Source organism: Sphingobacterium sp. IITKGP-BTPF85, assembly GCF_001006065.1.
In the GTDB taxonomy this organism is placed as follows: Bacteria; Bacteroidota; Bacteroidia; order Sphingobacteriales; family Sphingobacteriaceae; genus Sphingobacterium; species Sphingobacterium anhuiense.
Genome location: NZ_ASZT02000003.1, coordinates 61,863 through 85,119, shown reverse-complemented (window position 1 = coordinate 85,119; position 23,257 = coordinate 61,863). Strand labels below are relative to the sequence as shown.

At 41.6% G+C, this 23,257-nt stretch carries 25 protein-coding genes and 4 pseudogenes; 6 read left to right on the top strand and 23 right to left on the bottom strand.

Going from position 1 to position 23,257, the window contains the following annotated elements; genetic code table 11:
* Window positions 1-597 (top strand): glycoside hydrolase family 15 protein (locus L950_RS01100; RefSeq protein ID WP_021191770.1); only part of this gene is annotated, 597 nt, incomplete at its 5' end.
* A gap of 114 nt (window positions 598-711) precedes the next feature.
* Here the strand turns inward: L950_RS01100 and L950_RS01095 are convergent.
* From L950_RS01095 to L950_RS01080, 4 genes and pseudogenes are all read right to left on the bottom strand, one after another.
* Window positions 712-1,164: a nuclear transport factor 2 family protein gene (locus L950_RS01095; protein ID WP_021191769.1), complete on the bottom strand. Its 453-nt coding sequence runs from the start codon at window positions 1,162-1,164 to the stop codon at window positions 712-714.
* Window positions 1,165-1,251: 87 nt separating this feature from the next.
* Window positions 1,252-3,474 (bottom strand): xanthine dehydrogenase family protein molybdopterin-binding subunit, encoded by a 2,223-nt coding sequence (locus L950_RS01090; protein WP_021191768.1) that lies wholly within the window; start codon window positions 3,472-3,474, stop codon window positions 1,252-1,254.
* A gap of 31 nt (window positions 3,475-3,505) precedes the next feature.
* A complete protein-coding gene (locus L950_RS01085; RefSeq protein ID WP_021191767.1) occupies window positions 3,506-4,147 on the bottom strand; it encodes a hypothetical protein in 642 nt (213 codons plus the stop codon).
* A 40-nt stretch (window positions 4,148-4,187) separates the two neighbouring features.
* Window positions 4,188-4,645, bottom strand: a pseudogene (locus tag L950_RS01080) ((2Fe-2S)-binding protein).
* 274 nt (window positions 4,646-4,919) lie between these two features.
* Between L950_RS01080 and L950_RS01075 the strand changes: the two are divergent.
* Window positions 4,920-6,050 (top strand): cysteine desulfurase family protein, encoded by a 1,131-nt coding sequence (locus L950_RS01075; RefSeq protein WP_197086160.1) that lies wholly within the window; start codon window positions 4,920-4,922, stop codon window positions 6,048-6,050.
* Between the two features lie 11 nt (window positions 6,051-6,061).
* Here L950_RS01075 and L950_RS01070 read toward each other — a convergent pair.
* The 17 genes and pseudogenes from L950_RS01070 to xth form a co-directional block, all read right to left on the bottom strand.
* Window positions 6,062-7,401, bottom strand: a pseudogene (locus L950_RS01070) (molybdenum cofactor biosynthesis protein MoaE); the annotation flags it as partial.
* Entirely contained in the window at window positions 7,402-7,815 is a 414-nt protein-coding gene (locus L950_RS25615; RefSeq protein ID WP_156169474.1) for a rhodanese-like domain-containing protein, read from the bottom strand.
* Window positions 7,812-8,498 carry a HesA/MoeB/ThiF family protein gene (locus tag L950_RS25610; protein WP_021191762.1) on the bottom strand — a complete coding sequence of 229 codons (687 nt, stop codon included), beginning with the start codon at window positions 8,496-8,498 and terminating at the stop codon, window positions 7,812-7,814. Before L950_RS25610 ends, L950_RS25615 begins: the two co-directional genes overlap by 4 nt.
* A 1-nt stretch (window position 8,499) precedes the next feature.
* On the bottom strand, window positions 8,500-8,730 hold the full coding sequence (locus L950_RS01055) for a MoaD/ThiS family protein (protein WP_021191761.1): 231 nt from the start codon (window positions 8,728-8,730) through the stop codon (window positions 8,500-8,502).
* A 117-nt stretch (window positions 8,731-8,847) separates the two neighbouring features.
* Window positions 8,848-9,582 carry a sulfite exporter TauE/SafE family protein gene (locus L950_RS01050; RefSeq protein ID WP_021191760.1) on the bottom strand — a complete coding sequence of 245 codons (735 nt, stop codon included), beginning with the start codon at window positions 9,580-9,582 and terminating at the stop codon, window positions 8,848-8,850.
* A gap of 6 nt (window positions 9,583-9,588) precedes the next feature.
* Complete coding sequence (gene glp / locus L950_RS01045; RefSeq protein ID WP_021191759.1) at window positions 9,589-10,764, bottom strand: gephyrin-like molybdotransferase Glp; 1,176 nt, start codon at window positions 10,762-10,764, stop codon at window positions 9,589-9,591.
* A 92-nt stretch (window positions 10,765-10,856) separates the two neighbouring features.
* Complete coding sequence (locus L950_RS01040) at window positions 10,857-11,351, bottom strand: NTP transferase domain-containing protein (RefSeq protein ID WP_021191758.1); 495 nt, start codon at window positions 11,349-11,351, stop codon at window positions 10,857-10,859.
* Window positions 11,351-11,677, bottom strand: coding sequence for a hypothetical protein (locus tag L950_RS31475; protein WP_231576752.1), 327 nt, complete (start codon window positions 11,675-11,677; stop codon window positions 11,351-11,353). Before L950_RS31475 ends, L950_RS01040 begins: the two co-directional genes overlap by 1 nt.
* A 115-nt stretch (window positions 11,678-11,792) precedes the next feature.
* On the bottom strand, window positions 11,793-12,329 hold the full coding sequence (locus L950_RS31470; RefSeq protein WP_231576751.1) for a radical SAM protein: 537 nt from the start codon (window positions 12,327-12,329) through the stop codon (window positions 11,793-11,795).
* Window positions 12,330-12,337: 8 nt separating this feature from the next.
* Window positions 12,338-12,721, bottom strand: coding sequence for an XdhC family protein (locus tag L950_RS34800; protein ID WP_052764273.1), 384 nt, complete (start codon window positions 12,719-12,721; stop codon window positions 12,338-12,340).
* Window positions 12,699-13,466: an XdhC family protein gene (locus L950_RS34795; RefSeq protein ID WP_052764272.1), complete on the bottom strand. Its 768-nt coding sequence runs from the start codon at window positions 13,464-13,466 to the stop codon at window positions 12,699-12,701. Before L950_RS34795 ends, L950_RS34800 begins: the two co-directional genes overlap by 23 nt.
* A 78-nt stretch (window positions 13,467-13,544) precedes the next feature.
* Complete coding sequence (locus tag L950_RS01025; RefSeq protein ID WP_021191757.1) at window positions 13,545-15,752, bottom strand: xanthine dehydrogenase family protein molybdopterin-binding subunit; 2,208 nt, start codon at window positions 15,750-15,752, stop codon at window positions 13,545-13,547.
* A gap of 61 nt (window positions 15,753-15,813) precedes the next feature.
* The gene (locus L950_RS01020; RefSeq protein WP_021191756.1) at window positions 15,814-16,791 is read right to left on the bottom strand and encodes an FAD binding domain-containing protein; all 978 of its coding nucleotides are present in this window, start codon (window positions 16,789-16,791) and stop codon (window positions 15,814-15,816) included.
* Window positions 16,788-17,275 (bottom strand): annotated as a pseudogene (locus L950_RS01015) ((2Fe-2S)-binding protein). Before L950_RS01015 ends, L950_RS01020 begins: the two are co-directional and overlap by 4 nt.
* A gap of 393 nt (window positions 17,276-17,668) precedes the next feature.
* On the bottom strand, window positions 17,669-17,926 hold the full coding sequence (locus L950_RS01010; protein WP_021191754.1) for a hypothetical protein: 258 nt from the start codon (window positions 17,924-17,926) through the stop codon (window positions 17,669-17,671).
* On the bottom strand, window positions 17,908-18,102 hold the full coding sequence (locus L950_RS01005; RefSeq protein ID WP_021191753.1) for a hypothetical protein: 195 nt from the start codon (window positions 18,100-18,102) through the stop codon (window positions 17,908-17,910). The genes L950_RS01010 and L950_RS01005 overlap by 19 nt, the downstream gene beginning before the upstream one ends.
* Window position 18,103: 1 nt before the next feature.
* Window positions 18,104-18,880: an exodeoxyribonuclease III gene (gene xth / locus L950_RS01000; protein WP_021191752.1), complete on the bottom strand. Its 777-nt coding sequence runs from the start codon at window positions 18,878-18,880 to the stop codon at window positions 18,104-18,106.
* 252 nt (window positions 18,881-19,132) lie between these two features.
* On the opposite strand from xth, the gene L950_RS00995 reads away from it, so the two are divergent.
* The gene (locus tag L950_RS00995; RefSeq protein ID WP_031289295.1) at window positions 19,133-19,642 is read left to right on the top strand and encodes a DinB family protein; all 510 of its coding nucleotides are present in this window, start codon (window positions 19,133-19,135) and stop codon (window positions 19,640-19,642) included.
* A 109-nt stretch (window positions 19,643-19,751) separates the two neighbouring features.
* Window positions 19,752-20,228 (top strand): PA2169 family four-helix-bundle protein, encoded by a 477-nt coding sequence (locus L950_RS00990; protein ID WP_021191750.1) that lies wholly within the window; start codon window positions 19,752-19,754, stop codon window positions 20,226-20,228.
* Between the two features lie 168 nt (window positions 20,229-20,396).
* On the opposite strand, the gene L950_RS00985 is transcribed toward L950_RS00990, so the two are convergent.
* Window positions 20,397-21,254: a bestrophin family protein gene (locus L950_RS00985; protein ID WP_231576750.1), complete on the bottom strand. Its 858-nt coding sequence runs from the start codon at window positions 21,252-21,254 to the stop codon at window positions 20,397-20,399.
* A gap of 408 nt (window positions 21,255-21,662) precedes the next feature.
* Between L950_RS00985 and L950_RS00980 the strand changes: the two genes are divergently transcribed.
* Window positions 21,663-21,899, top strand: a complete 237-nt coding sequence (locus tag L950_RS00980) for a hypothetical protein (protein ID WP_021191748.1) — start codon at window positions 21,663-21,665, stop codon at window positions 21,897-21,899.
* A gap of 250 nt (window positions 21,900-22,149) precedes the next feature.
* Here the strand turns inward: L950_RS00980 and L950_RS00975 are convergent, their stop codons facing one another.
* Window positions 22,150-22,617: a PA2169 family four-helix-bundle protein gene (locus L950_RS00975; protein ID WP_021191747.1), complete on the bottom strand. Its 468-nt coding sequence runs from the start codon at window positions 22,615-22,617 to the stop codon at window positions 22,150-22,152.
* Window positions 22,618-23,005: 388 nt separating this feature from the next.
* On the opposite strand from L950_RS00975, the pseudogene L950_RS36145 reads away from it, so the two are divergent.
* A pseudogene (locus tag L950_RS36145) lies at window positions 23,006-23,248 on the top strand (ankyrin repeat domain-containing protein); the annotation flags it as partial.
* Between the last annotated feature and the right edge of the window lie 9 nt (window positions 23,249-23,257).

Below are 23,257 nucleotides of genomic sequence, written 5' to 3'. Positions count from 1 at the left end.
TTTGAAAACAGACACTGCTATTCCAATCTGTTTCAATGGGCCGGTGCGACAGCAGCTTTAAAAATTGCCGAGCAGTACGGTTTTGAAGAAATCAAAATTAAAGCTCAAGAACTACGGGAGCGCGCCAGTGTACATATTGAAAGCTGCTACGATGAAGAGCGTGGCGTGTATACCACGGCAACTAAAAACCCCAATTTAGATGCCTCTACCCTACAGCTGATCATGATGAATTATTTGGATCCGGCCAGTGATAAGGCAAAACGCCACCTCGAAGCTTTGGAAGAAGAGCTGAAAGGAGAAAATGGACTGTTTTACCGTTATCTGCATAAAGACGATTTTGGAAAACCGAAATCAACATTTCTGGTATGTGCCTTCTGGTATGTGGAAGCACTGGCCTGTGTAGGACGTTTGGAAGAAGCGCAAGAGGTATTTAAGCAGTTGATTGGTTACGGCAATCACCTCAAATTATTCAGTGAAGATGTCGATGAACAAGACGGCAGTCAATGGGGCAATTTCCCACAGGCTTACAGTCATGTGGGTCTGGTCAATGCGGCAAACCGCATAGCGGTTAAACTGGATCACCCTGCATTCTTGTAATCTATAATGAAATGATTAGAAAAATGGCATAATAGAAAAAGAGATTTACGCTCAATTTCTATTATGCCATTTTATATTGTAAAACTTATTGCTGTATAAAATTTAAGTTCTTATTTAATGTTCGATTTTATGCGTATCACGCACACTGCTAAACGTCATGGCCAGCATCTTCCAATCTTTCTTTTGCTTTTTGTAAACCTCCGTTACCGTAAACTCCGTTACTGCATCATTTCCACGCACATCAGCTGTTAAGGTAATTCTATTCCAAACAATTGCAACATCATCTACGATCTCGACCGCTACATCATGAATAGCGGCTTTCTTATACCAGATTCGACCGGTTTTTATAATGTCGAGTTCTTCATTCTTCTTCCATGTTCCGCTCATATGAACAAACTTTGACTTATCATCGAATAATGCTGCGAGTTTATCGACATTCTTATCAGCCATCCACTGCCACTTCAATTTCGACAGTTCCTTCACTTCTTCTACTGCATTCATTTTTTGTGCAAAAGACAACTGCACTGTCAAGACAAATAAGAGTAATCCAAAAATAGCTTTTTTCATTTTTTATTGTTTTTATATTAAAACTGATGTTCTTTAAGTTTCATAAATACGATCAATCCTCCAATTAGACGAAAGGCTAATAGAGAATTAACCCTCCGCTTCGTGAGCTAAGTATTGTTTCATAAAAGGTTGGTTATAGTATCGTTTACCAGTATGGTGAAAAAGAGCATTGGCAACAGCACCGAACATCGGCGGAAATACCGGCTCTCCCATACCTGTGGGGTTTTCCTGATTTTGCACAAAATGAACTTCGATATGTTTTGGACACTCACTCATACGAATGATCCGATAAGTATTGAAGTTGCTTTTCTGGGGTACTCCATCTGCGAACAATTGTTCTCCGTATAGTGCATTTCCAATACCGTCAATCACCGCACCTTCCGCCATATTGACGGCTGCATCCTGATTTACCACAATACCACAATCGACGCTTGCAATGGCCTGTACAACATAGGGTTCATTATTCTTAACGCCTATATCGACCAAAGCCGCGGCATAGGTATTATGGCAAAAATAAGCCGCAATGCCTCTCCCTGTACCATCGTTTTTTTTTAGTAAACTGGCTTTCTCCTTCAACAATTGCAGGACACCTGCGTACCGTGATGCATCATAATCATTACGTTGTCCAACAGGACGTTCTTTCGCCCTTTTAAGTAATTCCAGACGAAAATCGATCGGATCTTTTTTCATTTCAACAGCCAGTTCATCCAAAAATGACTGCTCTGCGCTAGCCATAAAATTGGATCTCGGTGCACGAAAAGCTCCGATCGTAATATCGGAATCAACCGCCCAGGATTCGGCAAGGTAATTGTCAACCGCTCCCGCCGGAAATCTATTTTCATGTAGCGGAGATTCCGGTATTCCCCCAGCCTTGACATGAAATCCGATCAACTGGTTATTTTCATCTAAAGCCGCCCGATATGTTGCACTGTAAGTCGGTCTGTAAATACCATAGGTCGCTTCATCTTCACGGGTATACATCAACTTTACAGGAGCATTTAATTTTTGAGATATCACGGCGGCCTCCACCAGATGATGTCCATAAGCCCTGAGTCCAAAACCGCCACCCATCCGGGCGAGTTTAATCTTTATCTTTTCTTTAGGCAACCCTAATCGGGCCACCAAAGTTGTTGTGATGACCTCCGGTGCCTGGATAGGCGCATATAATTCCGCTTGATCTGCCGTTACATGAGCAAAACAGGAAACGGGCTCCATGGTATTGTGAACCAAAAATGGTGCTGTATACGTTCGCTCAATGATGCGGGCAGCATTTTTAAATGCAGCATCCGGATCTCCATCCTTACGTTTAACTTCCCCTGGAATCTTTGCATATCGATCCATATCTGCATAATGACCAGCTGTACTCTCCAGTTGAAGTGTGTCTTTATTCTTCCTTTTTGAGGCCGTTTGCAGTTCCAATTGCAGTTTTTTCTTTGCCTGCATCACTTCCCAGGTAGAAGTACCCACAACTACAGCTAAGCTGCCGAAACTCATCGTATCAAAATAATTGCGCGTATAGTCCTTTGCTAGCGGTTCAATCAGAAAAACATCCTTTATCCCCGGCATTTGACGTACTGCAGTATCATCAAACGCTGTGATCTCCTGCCCAAAGGCTGGTGGATGTACAATCATAGCAATCAGCATACCCTCCTGCTTATAGTCGCTGGTAAATAAAGGTTTACCCGTTACAATATTATCCAGTTCTACATTTTGCTTTGACGAACCTATTATATTAAAATCAGCCACGTCTTTTAACTTCACATCTTTTGGTACCGGTATTCGGGCTGCCTGAGAGGCAATTTCACCGTAAGTTATTTTTTGATCACTTTTTTTGTGGAAAATGACACCCGCTTCTGTATGCATTTCGCTTAGCGGTACAGCCCATTTTTCAGAAGCTGCTATTAAGAGCATCTGCCGCGCCGTAGCTCCTGCTGTGCGTAACACGGGCCAAGCCTGCCGAACGGACTGACTACCGCCAGTGAACTGACGTCCATATCTTTCTGGAAAAAAATCAGCCTGCTCCACCGTTACTTTCTCCCAGGCTACATCCAGTTCCTCTGCGAGGATCATCGGAAGAGATGTCTTTACATTCTGTCCAAATTCAGGATTGGGATTAAATAACAGGATATCGCCATTAGGGTAAATTTTAATATAGCTGTTTAATTCAATTAATGTATCAGCTGCTGGTCTCGGCTCACTTGCCATCGCTCCAGCACCCGGCCAGTTGAAATGTAAAATCATTCCGCCACCGGCTAAAAGCGCGGCTTTTAAAAAAGATCTTCTGCCTAGCGTCGTTTTATCTGTTGTCATCGCTTATTTCTTTGATTTTTTGAAAAAATAATTACTTCGTGGGAGCATAAGCACCTGTTGTCAACCAGGTAATCCAAGCTTCTTTAAAAGCAGCATGACTAATCGGAGGCAGTGTCCTTCCTTCTCCGGGCTCCCAGCCCCATTTTACCAATCCATCATCCGCATGCGCTATCAATGCTTTTAGATCTTTATTTCCATTTTGTTTTCGGTCTACCAACTGCTTAGCCAATTCATATGCACTTTTTCCTTCAAAGACCATTTTCATATCCTCAGGTGGAAGATGCCAATTCGGACTTCCTGGCGGAGTTTTCAATCCTGCTGTATTTTCATCCTGATGGCAGTTATTACATTTCATGGTCAGCATTCCTTTTCCTTCAGGCCCACGTTTCGGAAACATCGCATGCAACTTGCGCTCATCACCCTGAAGCGGAATATCACCGCTTGGATGGCAATTCACACATCGAGGACTCTGTAGCACAGCATATACTTTTTTAAACGCTTCAACAGACTGTATGCTATCTTTCTTGACCCTGGTATCCCGTTCTAATGTATTTTCAGATCGCGAATCACTTGTAAAAGCAGAAACCAGAACCGTTAAAAACAGACCGATGACACCCAAAGTCAATGTAAGCTTGTAAGTCCCCTTGCTTTTTATATTATTTAATATTTTCATGAGCTATTTTTTAGCAGATTACACATCTATACATAACCATTTATTTCTTTTGCAATGATGCAGCATGATGTATGGCCTGACGAATTCGAGAATAAGTTCCGCAACGGCAGATGTTTCCGGTCATGGCATCATCAATATCCTGATCTGTTGGATTCGGCAGTTCACGTAATAAAACAGCTGCGACATAATTTGACCGGCATGACAGTACCCGCATTGGGGCACATCCACATCTTTCCAGGCAACTTGCAATGGATGGTCACCTTTTTCAGAAAGACCCTCAATCGTGATCACCTCTTTGCCAACTGCACGTTTCATCTTTGTGACACATGATCTTACCGCTTCACCGTCCATATGGACCACACAAGCACCGCATTGTGCTACTCCACAGCCATATTTTGTTCCAGTCAAACCGACGACATCACGTAAAAACCACAGCAGTGGCATCTCTTTATCAATAACGACCTCGTATTCCTTTTTGTTAATGCGAATGGTTTCCATAATTGTGTATGTTAGTTGTTATATAACAGTCTGTATTCATCATTTGTTTATTTTGGGCTTATCCTCTTTCTTTCAGATGCTTTGGCTATCCACTTTCAAAAGCCATCACATCATGATCTTAGTCTTAAAAATATGTAATTTTCACCTATGCAATGACGAATGCAGAACAAAACAGTAATATTGGTAGAAGAATCCGTAAAATGGGTTGTTAATCGCGTGCAGAATAGTGATTTTTGAATCCGTCCTCTCAATTTAATTCACTACATTTATGACTATGCAGTCATCAATCGTATACCTCGACTATAACGCCACTACACCCGTTGATGATCGGGTACTAGACCGGATGTTGCCCTTTTTTAAGCAACAGTACGCCAATCCCAGCAGTCCCCATCTTTTTGCATTGCAGGCTCAGGAAGAGATTGATTTTGCTCAGCAAGATCTTGCCCATTTAATTAACTGCCGTACAAGCGAACTAACCTTTACTTCAGGAGCGACAGAAGCGATCAATATGGCGATAAAGGGGCTCACCTATGGTCACCGCAAACATATCATTTGTGCATCCACAGAACACAATGCAGTACTTGAATGTTGTCGTTACATGGAAACTAAGGGATATGCTGTCACTTATCTGCCTGTAGATAAAGATGGCATCATCGATTTAAAAACGCTGGAGAATAGCATAACAACAGATACGGCGCTAGTTTGTGTCATGCTTGTGAACAATGAGACAGGTGTTATGCAAGATATACCATCAATTGCCACCCTAACCCATCAGGCGGGAGCATGGTTCCTGTGCGATGCGACACAGGCTGTTGGCAAGATTCCGATTGATGTAAAGCAGATGCAAATCGATTTTATGCCGATTTCAGCACATAAGTTTTACGGTCCTAAAGGTATTGGCGCGTTATATACCAATCCTGCTATTGGTTCACTGGAACCCTTGCTGCATGGAGGTCGGCAACAGCAAGGTATGCGAAGTGGCACCCTCAACGTTCCGGGTATTATAGGAATTGGAACTGCCGCAGCTATCGCAAAACAGGAAATGACAAATCAAAATAAGTTAATTTTAACGTTACGCGATACACTGGAAAAATCCATCTTAGAAATCGATGAAACTTTTGTCAACGGCCACCTGCACAAACGTATCTTCAATACAACAAATATCAGCTTACGCGGTCTACACTCCCAAGAAATGATACTTGCACTGGGCAACATTGCTGTTTCCAGCGGCTCGGCATGTTCATCCGTAACACACAGACCTTCTCCGATATTGCAAGCTATGGGACTGAAGGACGAAGATAATCTCAGTGCGATCCGGTTTAGTTTAGGTCGGTTTACAACTGAACATGACATCGATTACACCCTGGACAGAATCAAGAAAGTTGTGACCAAACTTCGTGGATAGCTAAAAAGCTATCCGTGTCCCTGATTATCCTGAATAGGAAAAACATGCAGTATCTGTGGAAATAAAGCTTTCACACTTTCTTTCACCCCATTTGTTGACCCTGGCAAGGTCAAGACCAGCATTCGGTCTGCAAAACCTGCGACTGCTCTGGAAAGCATAGCCGTTTTTACAAATTGCTGTCCATACTGTCTTGCGATTTCCATTACACCCGGCAATTTCTTGGTTAAATAAGGCTCTACAGCCTCTGGCGTAACATCCCGATCAGACACTCCAGTCCCACCCGTATAGATCAGCATATCGACCCCTAATTCCCTGGAAACCGTCAATTGATGTTGAATAGCATCAATTTCATCTGGCACAACCTCAAATCGTACGACGTCTATACCATAATCTTCCAGTAACTCTTCCAATACAAATCCCGAACGGTCTTGTTTTTCACCTGAATAGACCGAATCACTGCAAACAACAACTGCTGCCTTGATCTTCCTGTTTTCTAACAGATGCGCATGGTCACTTTTTCCGCCCGACTTGTGCAATAAACGAATCGAGCCGATTTCAACATGTTTATCGATCGGTTTTAACATATCGTACAGCACCAGTGCGGCGACAGAAGCACCATGCATCGCTTCGACTTCTACACCGGTTTTATAGATCGTGTGCACAGTTACCGAAATCTTAATTGTAAGTTCTTCAATCTCAAAATCTATTGCCGCATATTCAATCGGCAACGGATGGCAGTCCGGGATGATATCGCTTGTTTTTTTATGGCAAGCAACGTCGCCGCACGGGCAAACTCATAAACATTACCCTTTGGAACCTGACCATTTTTGATAGCATCTACCGTTCGGCCATGTGAAGTAACCACAGATGCTGTTGCTACCGCTTTACGCAAAGTAGCGGTTTTATGTGTAATATCGACCATCTTAATTATTTTTTTCCACTGATGTGTATCGTCCTCAAATAGCTCTTTTCCCCAGATCGGAAGTTCTTTCTTGATGTGCTCCACAAGCTCATGACAAGCCTGTTGCGCATCTGCACGGTGTTTAGAAGATACAAATACAAAAAGGCACAGCTGTCCAGTAGACACCGTCCCTAGACTATGGTACACATGCATACAGATAAGCTTATACTTGGCAAACATTGCCTCTCTGATGGTATCCATTTTTTCTAACGCCATCTGTTCGTAAGCTGTATATTCGATTGCGGCTACGGATCTACCGTCTACCACATCGGCCCTGATCTGTCCCAAGAATAACTCGTGGGCACCGATAGCTGTTTTACTGCTATGTGCTGCAATACTCTTCGCGATCTGATCTGGCGAAATGGCTCCCTGCACAAATATATTTTTCATTTATTCTGCTTTATTAGTACTTAAATATGAAATAATGCCACCTGCCAGGTGACTTACCCTCTTTGCGGGACCGAAATGCGCTTTCAGCTTTCCCGCGGCATGTAAACTGCGTTTTCCGCTTTGACACACCACAATAATATGTGTGGTCTTTAATTCATCCAAACGGTCAAACAGTGCAGACAAAGGGATCTCCTGTGTCGCGATCGGAAATGGAGGTTCCTCATAGGATTCCCGGATATCAACCAGACTGACGTTTTTATCCTGCAGATAGAATTCAATTTCATACGGATAGATCAAGCTGATATCCTGTTCCAAGTGTCGGTCCTGCTCAGTGGCCTCCCTCTTTTCTGTAGCATAAACTTTAGCCCTTTCAGAATTCGGAGTGATCGATAAGATCATGGACTGATAGGTCAAAACATTAAAGTCATTAACTTATTGACCAAGGGCTCTCCAATACCCGTTATTAACTTCATCACTTCAGTGGCTTGCATCAATCCGATGATCCCTGGCAAAACACCTAATACACCATTTTCTGAGCAGTTTGGAGCCTCTTCAGCACTCGGGACTTGTGGAAATAGATCGCGGTAATGACAGACAGTTCCATCATCATCAGCGACATTAAAGATTGCTATCTGCCCTTCGTATTGATAGATCGCCGCAAAAACAAGCGGTTTTTCTAAGCGCGTACAACAATCGTTTATAATATAACGTACCGCAAAATTATCCGTACAGTCAACAACGATATCATACTGTGAAACAATAGCATTAGCATTGCTATCATCAAGCAAAACAGGATGTCCAACGATTGTGATAGACGGATTATTTTCGCTTAGCTTCCGCACAGCAACTGCGCACTTTAACTGCCCAAGATCTGCGGTGCTATATAGGGTCTGGCGTTGCAGATTACTCAGTTCTATCGTATCAAAATCAACGATACCGATACGCCCTACACCTGCCGCAGTCAGATACTGCAGTACCGGACAGCCTAACCCTCCAGCTCCGACAACAAGTACCTGAGCCGCGGTAAGCTTTTCCTGCGCCTCATAACCAAAACCTGGTAAACTGTAATGCCGCTCATATCGTGGATCCCAATGCATACTACCCTCCCGAAAATGGTGGCAGAAGGGCTACCGTATCTGATTCCTGTAACAGAACCACCTCTTTTGTAATCTTTCCATTCACTGCAAGCGCCATTTTACGGTTCTCGAGTAAAGGAAACTGCTGGATCAAACTTGTTAACAAATTTTCCGTATCCACTGCTTCCATAAAGAACTCTTTCTCTATAATTTCTACAAGCGGTCCAAATGCAAGTACTTTAATCTTATTCATCTCTTATTCAAATTAAGCATTCTTTTTATCTAATGAGACATCCCATAGGGATCATGCTCGTCAAAAGTCAAGACACATCTATCCAATTCTGATCACTATTGCTTTCTTACCGCGCAGCTATGCCGAAGTAAAGAGCAATTTATAGGCGGCAACGAGTAACACTGTTGCCAGTACATATTTTAAAACATCCTGATTAAACTTTTTAGAACCTAAATAAGCACCCAAAAGCCCACCACTGAATGCTACCACAATATATAAAATCATATTGGAAGTCAACGTAATACCCTGCGTCAACATTCCTCCCAGTCCAGCCAAAGAATTGACAAAAATAAATGCGGCACTGATTGCCGCCGTTTGCTTTTGGTTGGTCCATAGCAACAAGATCAAAATAGGTGAAAGGATTATGCCTCCACCTATACCGATCATTCCGGACAGAAGCCCTATGAAAGCACCCAACAATATCGAAATCCATTTTACTGGAGGTACCAGACGATCGTCTTCCACATTCTTAAAAAAGAAAAATCGAACGATCGGCAGCAACAGTAAAATTCCTAATATTTTTTTATAAAGATGATCATCGATCGATAACATACCGCCCAGAAAAGCAAAAGGTATAGATGCCAGCGCTATGGGTATAAAAATCTCTTTCTTAAAATGATTTCCGCGGTAATACTGAATAAAGGCAGTCAAGGAAACAAATAAATTTAAAAACAGCGCTGTAGGTTTCATTTCTTGCGGCGCCACGCCATAAAGAGCCATTAAAGCCAGGTAACCGCTCGCTCCGCCATGCCCAACAGAGGCATATAAAAAAGCAACAATAAATAAAATAATAAAAAAAATTTCGGTATCCATAGATTTTTAAGGCAATACGATTACTTGGACTTCTTCACCTGCCACAATACCAGTAGATTCTTCCGGTATCACGAGCAGGCAATTGGCCTGGGCATAAGATTGTAGACGATAAGATTCCTGCGCATGCAGGGGCAATACCTTACCGTCCATTAAATGAGCTTTTATAAAATGTGTTAATCCACTGTTTTTTGGATAATCAACGGTAGTCACGGCTTTGCTGTAGCAAACGGAATCAGCTCGTTGCATCATCCGGTCAATAGCCGGTAAAACATACAGGTAGAAACAGGTTAGCGCTGAAGAAGGATTTCCTGGCAATCCGAAAACCACTGTTTCATCCTTAGTTCCAAAAAACAATGGTTTTCCTGGTTTCTGTTTCACTTTATGAAAATGAGGCCGCACCGACTGCGCCAGAGCACTTTGCACCACAAAATCATAATCACCCACACTCACGCCTCCCACCAGCAGCACCAGATCCGAAGCTAACAATGCCTGTCCCAAGATCTTTTCCAATGCGGCAGGATCATCTGTAGCGTGAAAAACCTGAACCGTTTCGATGCCTGCTTTTTGAAGTGCAGCACGTAGTTGAATCGAGTTTGAGTCGTATACCTGTCCAAAAGAAAGTGGCTGACCCACTTCCTGCAGTTCATCACCTGTCACAATGATGGCTACTTTTGGCGGTTCAAAAATCAGAAGCTTCTCACAGCCGATACCTGCTAAAAAACCCAGTGCAGCAGGCGTCAATACAGTTCCCTGTGCAAGGGCCAATGTGCCTTTTGTGGCTTCGCTACCTTTTTCACGGACATGCATGCCAAGAGTTAATTGCTCATCAGCAACCGTGATCCAATCTCCTTCGCGATATACCCGTTCCTGCATGACCACGGTATCTACCGCCGTTGGTATGGGTGCACCCGTAAAGACGCGCATCGCCTGTCCGGACAATAGCGTTACATCCGACTGTTTTCCAGCACGCATTTCGCCCACAATTTCCAATCGGTTATTGTGGTCCTCAAATTTCAACGCATAGCCATCCATCGAAGACTGCCTAAAACCAGGAATATCATATTTTGATATAATCTGCTCTGCAACAGTATATCCTAAAGACTCAGATAAAGTTTTTATTCCAGTGCGAACAAAATGGGCATGTTTTTTAATGATCGCTTTTGCTTCCGATACTGAAACCATTTCCTGTATTAAATATCTTAAATCAGCAGGTTCATCAATGTCGACTGATCCCTTATCAAAAGCAACTGCAACAACATCATCAGGATATGCGGCTATGATTTTTTAGCACCCTGATCTCCCTGCAACTGCTGTAATAATGGAAAATAAAAGTTACTGAACAGCACCGGCACGCCCAAGGTATCCGCATAGGCCGATGCAATAATCCCTTTCTGACTTTCCAACTGATTTTCATGCAATTGCATAAAATGATGAGCCTCAAGAAAGGGCTGATCACATACTGAAAAGATGCACCGAGTTAACAATGGATGATCGTTTAATAACGTCTCCATTCCTTTACGGATAGACGAGGCCATTCCTGTAGACCAATCATCATTGTAACAGATCTTTAGATCATGGTCAACAAGTGTTCCTGCAACGGCCTCGGCATCAGCGCCCACCACTACGATCACACAAGCAGGGTCACTCGACAGCGCCTGTTCTACAGCATGTTGAACTAATGGCTTATGCTGATAATCCAGAAGTTGTTTTGCAGTCCCTAAGCGTGAGGAACTACCCGCTGCTAATATTATTATACCTGTATCCTGCATTATCCTCCAATAGTTATCATACTTCTATTTTGTAATTTATCCGCATCTATTTGCGTAAAATCAGTGGCTAATTGGCCCCCTAGAGCAAAAGCCTTTGCCTCGATATTCGCTTGTATCAACGGTAATATTGGCTGTCCCTGCCGATAGGCGGTAAGTAAGTCTGTTTCATGAGTAGAAAAGAGACAATTTTTCAATTTACCATCTGCCGTTAAACGGATCCGGTTGCAGCCTGCACAAAAAGGTTCGCTCATGGTACTGATGACGGCGAATGATCCACGGTGACTTGCGATATGAAAATGTTTTGCTGTATCGTGTATACTCCCCACCTGTTCGTGGATGGTATAACTTTTTGGATCACATCTTTTATTTCCCGCAAAGTAAACACCTGATTATTGGTCCATTTATTACCAGAAAAAGGCATAAATTCAATAAAACGTACCTCTAATGGCCATTTTCGGTAAGCGCGACAAAATCAATAATTTCATTATCGTTCAACCCTTTCATTACCACTACATTCAATTTACAGGTTATTCCGGATTCCAGCAACAGACCAATATTTGACCAAACACGGTCAAAAAGATTTCTGCCTGTTATCTTATGGAATTTTTCGGTATTTAAGGTATCTAGACTGATGTTGATACTGCTAAAATTGGCCGCTTTGATTACAGGCAGTAAAGCATCTACCCTAACCCCATTGGTGGTACAGGTCAGTTCCACCGGTAAGGTGGCCAGTCCTGCCAAAATCACAGCTGCATCTTTCCGTACAAATGGTTCCCCACCTGTTAAGCGTATTTTTGTAATCCCCTGCGATACAAAAGTTTTAGCGATCGATAAAATTTCATCGGGTTGCATCAGTTTGGCATGCGCGGCGAAAGCATACTCCTCTTCTGGCATACAGTAAAAGCAGCGCAGATTACAATTGTCCGTAAGCGATATACGGAGATAAGTATGTTGACGGCCAAATTTATCGAATAGCATAATAATGATTAAAGGATTGGAATATTCTCGTGCATCTTAGCTGCGAGGTCACGAAGAGATGCAGCAGATCGGCTGTGGAAAAAAGATTTTACCTCCGCAATAATCGAGAGTGCAATCTCCGCCGAAGTTTCAGCTCCGATATCAAGACCGACAGGGCCATGCATTTTTGCCAGCTGAGCTTCTTCTATGATGCAACCATCTTCTTGTAATGTGTTAAGCAAACGTTGAAACCTTTTTTTAGGTCCTAATAAGCCAATATAAGAAACAGATGTCTGTAGTAAATGCTTGAGAACATCTTTGTCATAATTAAAATTGTGCGACATTAAAACCACTGCGGTATAGGCATCGATATCGATCTGATGCAGAAACTCACTGGCAGCTGCAGTGATCACTTGTTTGCTGCAGGAAACGATCAACTGCTGTGTGACTGGCCCTACCATCAACAATGCTTACTTCCCAGCCAAGCATAGCCGCCATCGCAGCTACCGGTTGTGCATCATTTCCTGCCCCCACAATGACCATATGAATTGGCGGAATATGGTATTCCAATAATAGCTCATAATCCACATTTTTATATTCTAAAACCGTTCGCATCGTTGCCTTACTTCTGCATACCTGCTCCATATAAGCAAGCATATCTTCACCTGCAATAAGCGGATTGGCTCTTAAAACGGTTTGATTTTCCAATCGTATACCACATGTACCGGGCTGCTCAGCATAGCGATCCAATGAGCAGATCGTGACCACAAGTGCTGGTACCCGTTTATTGGTTGTTTTTTTTAATAAGGCAATCGGATTTTGAGGATCGCTCGGGTCAATATATTCAAATAGTAGATGTACAATACCATTACAGCCCAATTGTATACCGAGGGTTGCATCGGCTTCATTTGTGGTATCATAAGTTACCAATTTATTAGTTTGCTGCTGGAGCGCTAGCATCGCCCTGCGAAGCGCATCACCTTCCAAACATCCCCCACTGATCGCTCCGGTCATCTCTCCATATTCGGATACCAGCATGCGTGCACCTGGCATCCGGTAGGATGAACCCTCTACCTTAACCACTGTGGCCAGCACAGTTTTATAACCCTGCGCTTCAGCGGTATCGTATGCGGCAATTATGGTTTTTAATTCACTCATCAAACAATTTTCAAATTAAAACAATTATATAAAAACTTATAATACAACAGAATAAATAAACTAAACTAATGTTTTTGATTAACTTAATATTTTATCAGGAGTAATGGGTAAACTGCGTAATCTTTTGCCCGTGGCATTGTAAATCGCATTCGCAATTGCAGCGGCAGTACCGATAATTCCCACCTCACCTAAACCTTTTGCCCCTGTCGGATTGATGTTGGGATCGGCTTTACCGATAAAACTGACATCAATTATCGGTGCATCGGCATTAACAGGAAAATGATACCCTGCCAGATCATCAGCAATAGCTCCACCGATCCGCGTATCCAGCAGGCGCTCTTCCATAAGTGCCATTCCGATGCCGCCGACAGCTGCACCTGACATCTGGTTGGCCGCCGCTTTTTCATTTACAATTTTACCTCCATCGGCCACACAGACCATTTTTGTCACCATGACCTTTCCCGTTTTCACATTGACCCTTACTTGACAAAAATGAGCAGCAGACGAGCAAAAAGCATATTTCTTACGCTCTTCACCGGGACCTGAGGTTGCTTCTACCACTAATTCATCTAAGTTATTTTGCTTCCACAAGGTATCCAAAGGAATAGTTGCAGTTGTATCATTTTTCAAAGACAAACCAGTTTCAGACAGCACTAAGACATCTTCCTGTACATCCTTGAACCTTTGGTCTTGTTTAGCGGCATAGGCTAACAGCTTTTCTTTCAGCAGACGGACTGCTTCCACAACAGCCCCGCTTACAGAAGACATTCCAGTACTTCCACCTTGGCTGGGCGCTGGAGGGAGATTTGAATGACCAAGTTCGATTGTTATTTTATTTTTCGGAATCCCGGTTATCTCATGGGCAATATTTTTCATACCCGTCCCTGTTCCTGTACCGATATCGGTCATTGCAGTCTGAATGATCAGACTTCCATCTTTTTTCATTTTTATGGCGGCACTCGTTTTATTTCTTCCGGCATTCCACATTCCCACAGACATCCCGTAGCCAATATGCCAGTCGCCATCCTGCATGCTATTAGGTTGTGGATTCCGCTTTTCCCAACCGATACGCTGGGCACCTAAGTTCATACAATCTACTAAATAATTTGATGACCAGGGTAATTTAGAATCCGGATGATGCGTTACAGCAATATTTTTTGCTCGGATCGCTACGGGATCCATATTCAATTTATAGCTCAATTCATCGATGGCACATTCAACTGCAAAATCTCCCGTACAATCACCGGGACCACGCATCCAGGTCGCTGCATTGATATTTAACGGCACTAGTGCATCCTCAGTCTTAAGATGTTCAAAATCATAAATCAGACGCGTTATCCGTGTGATCTGATCTGAAAACCGTTCATATAACGATGTTTCATTACGGGCCTGATGATGGATACCCATAAATTTCCCCTGATCATCTGCTCCAAGCTTAATTTTCTGCCAGGAAGCAGGACGATAACCGGTACCGATAAACATCTGCGGTCTTGTCAGCATTAATTTCACGGGACGTCCCACCTGTTTGGCTGCCATAACGGTAGCCAGTACATGTGGCCACACCCGAAGACCAGATCCAAAACCACCGCCGACAAATTCGCTCATGACCTCCACTTGTTCCTTTTTCAGATTAAATAAAGGTGCGATCACCTGTTGTACATTATTCACTCCCTGTGTCTTGTCGTAAAGTTTGAGATGATCGGTACCAGTCCATGCAGCGATCGTGGCATGCATTTCCATGGGGTGATGTACCTCCGTTTTAATTTCATATTCGGCCTCCACCACATGAGGTGCATCTTGCCAGCTCTCGAGATTTCCGCGTTCTTTACCCGCTTCGTGCAGTGGGATCTGTGCGTAGGTAGAGTCAAAATCAACATTAAATTTTGTCTTTTCATACTGCACCTCTACCAGCGATGCCGCATAAGTGGCATCCTCAAGTGTCTCCGCCATAACCAATACAACCGGCTGTCCCTTAAAATAAATGGTGTCTGTATGAAATACAGGAAGACCAAAACGCGATTCTTTCATCAACGCCTCCGTCGCAAACCCAGGAACTGCAGGTTTTTCCAGATGGGATACAAAACCAAGTACAGATTTTACTTGTTTCGCTTTGGACAGATCAATATTTTTAATTTTGCCACTGGGAACCGTGCTTCCCACTAAAACAGCATAGCACATCTTATCCACCGCATATTCGGCTGCAAATTTTCCTTTCCCGGTCACTTTATCCCGTGCTTCGACGCGCCCTTCAGGTATGGTTATATTTTGTTGATTCAAGTCTTTCATTTTACATTATTTTGTAAAAACCCATTCATTTTTATTAAAAAACGTTATTCCTTGCTACAGATTAAGCCAGCAGGCATTGTGCCAGTGCAGATTCCACAGCACCTTTCAGCATGCCTACTTTAAAACCATTTTGTGCCAAGGGATGCGCATCCGCGACAATCATGGCGGCGGCCTCACTAAATACAGCAGCAGTGGCATTTTTACCGATCAAGAACTCTTCAGCTTCCAGCCAGCGCCAAGGCTTATGTGCTACACCACCAGAGGCTAGCCGAGCTTCAACGATACGGTCACCGTCCAAGTGCAGTGCAGCGGCTACCGAAACCAGAGCAAAGGCATAAGAAGCCCGGTCTCTGATCTTAAGATAAGCACAATGTTTCGCAAATGGATTTTCTGAAATTTTAATAAATGAAATTAAAGCATGATCCGGTAAATTATTGTCCAGATGAGGATCATTTCCCGGAAGACGATGAAACTCCTGAAACGGAATAACAGTCTCTTTTTGATCTTTTTTGATCACGTGTACTTCAGCATCCAATGCAACAAATGCGACACAGAGATCAGATGGATGTACAGCAACACAATCTTTACTATAACCAATTATGGCGCTCATCCTATTTTCTCCAGCATATGCACTGCATCCGGTACCCGGTTCACGCTTATTGCAGTGGGTCGTGGTATCGTAGAAATATGGACAACGGGTACGTTGCAAGATATTACCTCCTGTAGAAGCCATATTTCGGATCTGCGGAGAAGCTCCAGCCAAAACAGCTTTTGCAAGCAACGGAAAATCCTTTAATACCTTCGCGTCGGTCGCAATTTCAGTATTGCGAACCATAGCACCGATATGAATATTTTTGTCATGTGTATCTATTGTACGAATAAGCGCATCATTAATGTCTACAACAGTATCCGGAAGATGCACGTTCTTTTTCATCAAATCGACCAGATTTGTTCCGCCCGCGATATACTGCACATGATCTTTTTTATGAGAAAGTGCAGTTTTGGTATTGGTTACTCTTATAAATTCGAAAGGTTTCATGATTGCGCTACTTTTTGAATAGATTGAACAATACCGTTATAAGCTCCACAGCGGCAAAGATTGCCACTCATAAATTCTTTAATTTCCTCAACGGAATGCGTGTGACCCTCTTTTACACAGGCAATAGCGACATAATTTGCCCGGGTGTACAATAGCCACATTGAAAACCATCACATGCAATAAAAGCCTCCTGCATCGGATGCAGTTGCTCACCATCGGCAATTCCTTCAATCGTGGTTACCTCTTTTCCGACCGCAGAGGCAGAAAGAGTCAGGCAGCTTAAAACCCTTACGCCATCCACATGGACCGTGCAGGCGCCACATTGACCGTGATCACAGCCCTTCTTTGTACCGGTAAGGCCAAGGTTTTCACGCAAAAGATCCAGCAAGGTAGTTCTTGTATCCGAATCAAGCGTGTAAGCCTTTTTATTAATCTGTAACGTCAAAGGAACTGTGCGCTTGGCAGGAACAATAAATTGTTTCACCTGTAGGTAGGCCGCTTTTAAAGAAGCCGGAAGGGTCGCCAGTAAAGTAAGGGCGCCAGTGGTCTTTAAAAAAATCTTCTGCTGAAATTACTGTTTTTCTTCATAATTGGAATATTTTTTTGTCCTTACCATTGAACAGTAAAGACAAATTAAGTAGCCAAAGCATAACTTTAGAACAAATTAAAGCAGTTAAAAGTTTTCATATGCCTATATTAAACGGCGACCGTTACACATAACTAAAAAATATTGTTCTACCTATTTCAAATTTCATGAATAACCCGCAATTAATAGGTACATATATTACTGTTTCTGCTACCAATATTACTGATCCTAAGCTGAGGACTTTTTTAAGATCTCATGTAATAATAATACTAAGTGGCTAGGTTAATTCTTTTAGCGAACTTTCTTTTTTTTACGAGGATCATTTTCTGGTTTTATTTTCCGCTCCAAGTTCGCTAAACGTTTACGCCAGCGCATTATCTGCGGTTCTTCGAAAATAGGAAAACCATTGTCATCAACTAGACCCAATGCTTTAGCTAAATTGTGACTAAGAGCTGCAGATGTACTATTTTCACTTTTCCAAGCTAAAAGATCCTGCTGCACATCCTTCTCATAAGCTTGAAGTGCCTTTTTTATAATTGCGATTTCCATCTTATATTTTTTTGGCGATGGTATAAAATCATGAGTCTATTATATGCCTGCACATGTAATGGATCTTTTCCAATTATTGCCCTATAGCTTTTTATAGCGCCATTAGAATCACGATCTATTTCTTGCTGTTTACCTATTTTCATGAGCTCATTAAGAGAAATACGAATAGCTTTCATACTATTGCTCTTTTAAACATATCCAGACCGGTGCATGGTCGCTTGTTTTCTCCCAGCTTCTTACATGCCGGTCGATTCCGCCTTCTAAAAGTCTATCTTCCAATAAGGGGCTAAGTAAAATATGATCCAAACGGAGACCGGCATTTCGGCTGTAAGCATGCCGTAGATAGTCCCAGAAGGTATATACCTTCTGATCCGGAAATAATTTCCGGATAGTATCCAGCCATCCTTGAGCTATAAGATCCTCAAATGCCTTCCTAACTTCAATTCTGAACAAAGCATTATCGGTGTATTTTTCCGGTTTGTATGTATCCATCTCCGTCGGAATGATATTAAAATCTCCAATAAGGATGACGGGAATCTCCATTGCTAACAAGGCCTTAGTTCGCTTGGTCAGCCGTTTTATCCAGTTGATTTTATAGTCGAACTTTGGTCCTGGATAGGGATTCCCATTAGGCAGGTACAAGCAGCAGATCACGAGCTGATTGACAATAACCTCTAGGTATCGGCTATGGGTATCGTCTTTATCTCCAGGCAATACGCGTGAGACTTCTGTGATATCGTATTTAGAAAGCACTGCAACACCGTTCCAGCTTTTTTCACCATGCCATACTGCCTTGTAACCAGCGTCGGTAATAGCCTGTATAGGAAAACGCTCCTGTGGAGCCTTTAATTCCTGCAGACAAACGACATCAGGAGATTCCTCCTTTAACCATCGAAGCAATACAGGTAGACGGCCATTAATACCATTGATATTATAGGTTGCTATTTTAATCATTACTTAACATATTTGATTATGATCACTTCGCATTAAAACAAACACCGTTCACCAAAGTTTGGCCGACATCGGTATTGAAATAAAAAGATTATTATCCCTGATAGAGAACAAAAGCGGACGATCTAGTGTACTCTTTAATATCAAGGCTTTAAAGGAGCCTACATCAGATGAATGCTAATATTTGCTACAGAGTCGAGATCCGATGCAGGTATGGTAATAACAGTTATTATTTCACCACTTAAAACGAAAATCATGGCAAAAGTACTGATAAATAACATGATACAGCAATTGAAAAATATCGAAAGTGCTGATCTATGGATCGATGAAAACTTCGACAAAAAGCTTACTGAAGTAAATGAAATGACAGCTTTCGAGCGTCCGCTACCGGATATGCACAGCATAGCAGAATTGATATCGCATTTGATCGAATGGCGCAAAGAAGTACTCAGCCGTTTAAATGCAAATCCCCGTGGACTTGAAATGACCGATTCGGCAAATTGGCGAACCAATTCGGAGCTCGCCAAAAAAGGATGGGATAACCTGCTAAAAGAATTTTATACATCACAGCAAAGCGTCATCTATTTCTTAGAGGGGAATGATGACGAATTTCTAGCTGCACCGTACCCCTATGCAGGTCCTGCATTTCCGCACGATCATAAGTATTTGGTAACAGGTCTTATCCATCATGACCTCTACCATCTCGGGCAGATGGGCATAACGATTAAATTCTTAAAAATGCGCGAAATCAATCAGATGGCGTAACAAAGATTATGTAGCACTAAATTGAGCAATTTAGCATTTAACTGATGTTCAAGTTATGAACTAAAAGCCTTTTAGATTGTCTATTAGATAAAGATTAAGCGGATATACTATGGAAAATTTATTGCAGGAACAGGCCTATCTGTTAAATAATTTAGTAGAGGCCAATAATGACCGAATTGCGGGTTATACCAAATATATTGAACTGTTACCAAAAGATACGCACAACGATATTGATAAGTACCTTAGGCAATACCGGGATCAGTCTGAACAATTTATTACAGACCTCAAACCCTTCGTTTATGAGGCAAGCGAATTTCCACAGCTAAGCACAACTATATCGAGCAAATTACGCAACATGTGGCTGGATCTGAAGAATAGTTTTGTTGAGAATACGATCCAGAGCATCTTAAATGACTGCGAAAAAAGAGAAGACATCTACAAGCGTGTGTATCATCACACTTTAGAAGAAAAAGAAGTGCTGACATTAGAAGCAGAACATCTCATTCGGCATCAGGCGATACTGCAGCTTCAGGCTCATGATCATATTAAAAGCCTGCGGGACAAAAATTTAGCGGATTGTCCGTAATTACGGCATTGATTCTTTAAGATGATTTGGAAAGGTGGCCATGCACAAAAAAAAGCAAGCACCAACCGATGCTTGCTTTTATAGCTATTTTTTCAATACGTGAATTGATCTTCCTAGCTCCGTATCCTAGGAACTGCTATCCTGATCTTCGAACTCCTATTCCCACCATTACAGTATAAAAAATGTCTTTGGCTTCAAGGGCTCAGGAATATGTTCTTCTCCAAGCAATTGTTTGATATTGATTTCAATATTACGTGCTATCGCGGTTACGGGCACATCACTTTGCCGATTGCGAAAAGGATCCTGTAGATTATAGGCCGTCTTATCCGCCAGGAAGAACAATGCAGCGATCAGCACCAATAACGGAATTTCGAAAACCGGGCTTACATCCTGTATAGCTATCGATAAGGTAATCAGAAAGAGATAGATCGCTCCGTGAAGAAAAAGGCGGTAAGTAACCGGAAATACGGTATTATTGATCCGTTCAGCACGACCCATCGCATCCACCAGCCTGACCAAGGTTTGATCCAACTGAACACGAAAAAAATCGGGAATTGCCTGCTTTTCCGACAGATCCTTGATAGCAAGCGCCTGCATCTGGGTAATTGCCAAGGGTACATTCCGATGTTCCTGTAAATGGTCGAGCTCCTCCTGTGTCAATTCCAATGGTCTTGCAAGCGGATTAAGGTCGCGAAGTGAATCTCCTAATGCATAACACCAGGCACTCTGCTTATAAGCAATATCCTTTATCACCCCTGCAAATTCAGGAGCGAGGTAACTCTGCATCTGGATGACAAGCGACCGGGAGTCATTAACAATAGCGCCCCATACTTTGCGTGCTTCCCACCATCTTTCGTACGACTGGCTCATTTTAAAAGACAATAAAACCGATATGGCGGTACCTAAAAATGCAGGAACCCCCAAGGGCATATCCGGAAGCTTATCGTGCAAAATATAAGTCAATCCATTAAAAATTAAGCCAAAAATGGCTACCAAAGCCACTTCCCTTTTGACTTTGTTAAACATATAACGAAAGGGAATTTTAGAAGAGTTTAAGATCATAATAGCTTAACAAACTTTATTTATATCTGTTTCCGTCAAGGCTATTTTTTTGAATTTTGTAGCGATCTGTGTACAAGTATTTCATAGAATATCATTAATATTTCTAAAAAGAGTGTTTTCATACTAAATCAGTATTTTGATGGTTCACTCTTGGTACCATCATTTAAAATCTCGTATAAACCCAACATAATTTACGTAAGTTAAGCAGTCCTAAACAATTCAACAGCACACTGATTTGATTTTTCGAAGAGATTCTACAGCACTTAGTTTTACTATTTGATTAAAATAAAATCAACTTTCCTATATGGTTAATTGTTATAGACCTAGATAACAACGATATTTTGGTAAAATCTAATAAAAAAAAGGAGGACTATGCCTTGGTACAATGATGACTATCCGCCAACTTATAAAAATTTGCCTGTACATGTTCGTATAAAAGCCATTGAGATGGCCGATACACTCCTGCAAGAAGGGCTTCCTGAAGATACAGCTATTGCTATCGGGCTGAAATTAGCGAAAGAGCATTTTGCAAAGCTCGAAGAAGATGACGCTATTTCTAAATTAGCTGATGCTCATAATGGACCGATCGATACTAAGAATAGTTTATAGATTTTAAACAGTAAAAATAATAAAAGGCTGCGTATGATATATACAACAGCCTTTTATCCTATTAACCACTTAAATAAGCACGGTGGTGAACCGTATTATAAAATTAAGAATAAAAATATAAGTTAACCACAAATGATTGTAATACCAGTATAAAAATGAAAACTTCCGATTAAATACGTAGATCAATACTGATTTTACCGCTTAAAGCGGTAAAGTGTATTTTGCAGTTTTAGTTAACGTTTTAAAATTTTTATAACGTTACTTCATCACGTAGCATTTTAATGGCATCATGTGCTTCCAGCTGTTTGTCCAACTGCTTTAAAAGTATATTTTTCACCTCGATAGATAATTGATCATTATCCTCTTGAAGAATTTTTTTGTACGTGTCCTTAAACGCATCCTCTCCCTTTTCGCAACTTTCCAGTAAACTTTTCCTGTCATTCCCTGCAATGGTTACTTTCACATTCATCCACATTCTGAATAATTTACCGCTTAGCATCGTTGCGTCAGTGGGTTGCTCACCTTCCATTTCTACAAAAGGTTTCAGCTCGTCAATAAAATGCTGCGATTGTAAGACATATTTTGCAAATAATTGCTGTAAGCTATCCAAACTTAACGTATGCGAAAGATCTAATGCTGTTTTATAACCTTCCACCCGATCATTATTAATTTTTATCAGGTCATTGATAATTTCTGGGTTGTTCAAATGATTTTCCATAATACATTGTTTTACTTCATAAATATTTCTACAGGAATAACAAGCCATCCGAAGAGGAGTTCACGGTCTCTTTAATTTCAAGTATTAACACAGCAATACGGTAATAAATCACAAGAACAATGTATTGTTACTGGCTATGCTAAAAAACGTTTCCCAAATAAGTAATTTCAAATCCAGATGAAGATAGTGCTATTTAAAATATTGTTATTTAGTGAAGCACGGCAACTAAATTTGATCTTGTTTGTTATTGATATAACAGGATTAGGAAATCCTGATGAAAGCTAAACTGGCAAGAAGTGCCTTCTGCATTTGAACATATAGGCATTATAAACATTTAATAAATAGGTTATTAAACATAATTATAAGAATAGACTTAAATAAAAATTATATGATACAGGACGCTCACATTATCATTCATGCCGCACGTGTAGGCAATATTGAAGTACTAGAAGAACTTATTCGTCAAAAAGCAGATCTGAATAGCCGGGATGACAAAGGGTATAGTCCCCTTATTATTGCTTGTTATAATAACCAATATCAAGCTGCAAAATTATTACTGAACTCAGGCGCACATGTCAATGCACAAGATAACGGTGGCAACACTGCACTGATGGGAGCTGCATTCAAGGGTTATAAAGAT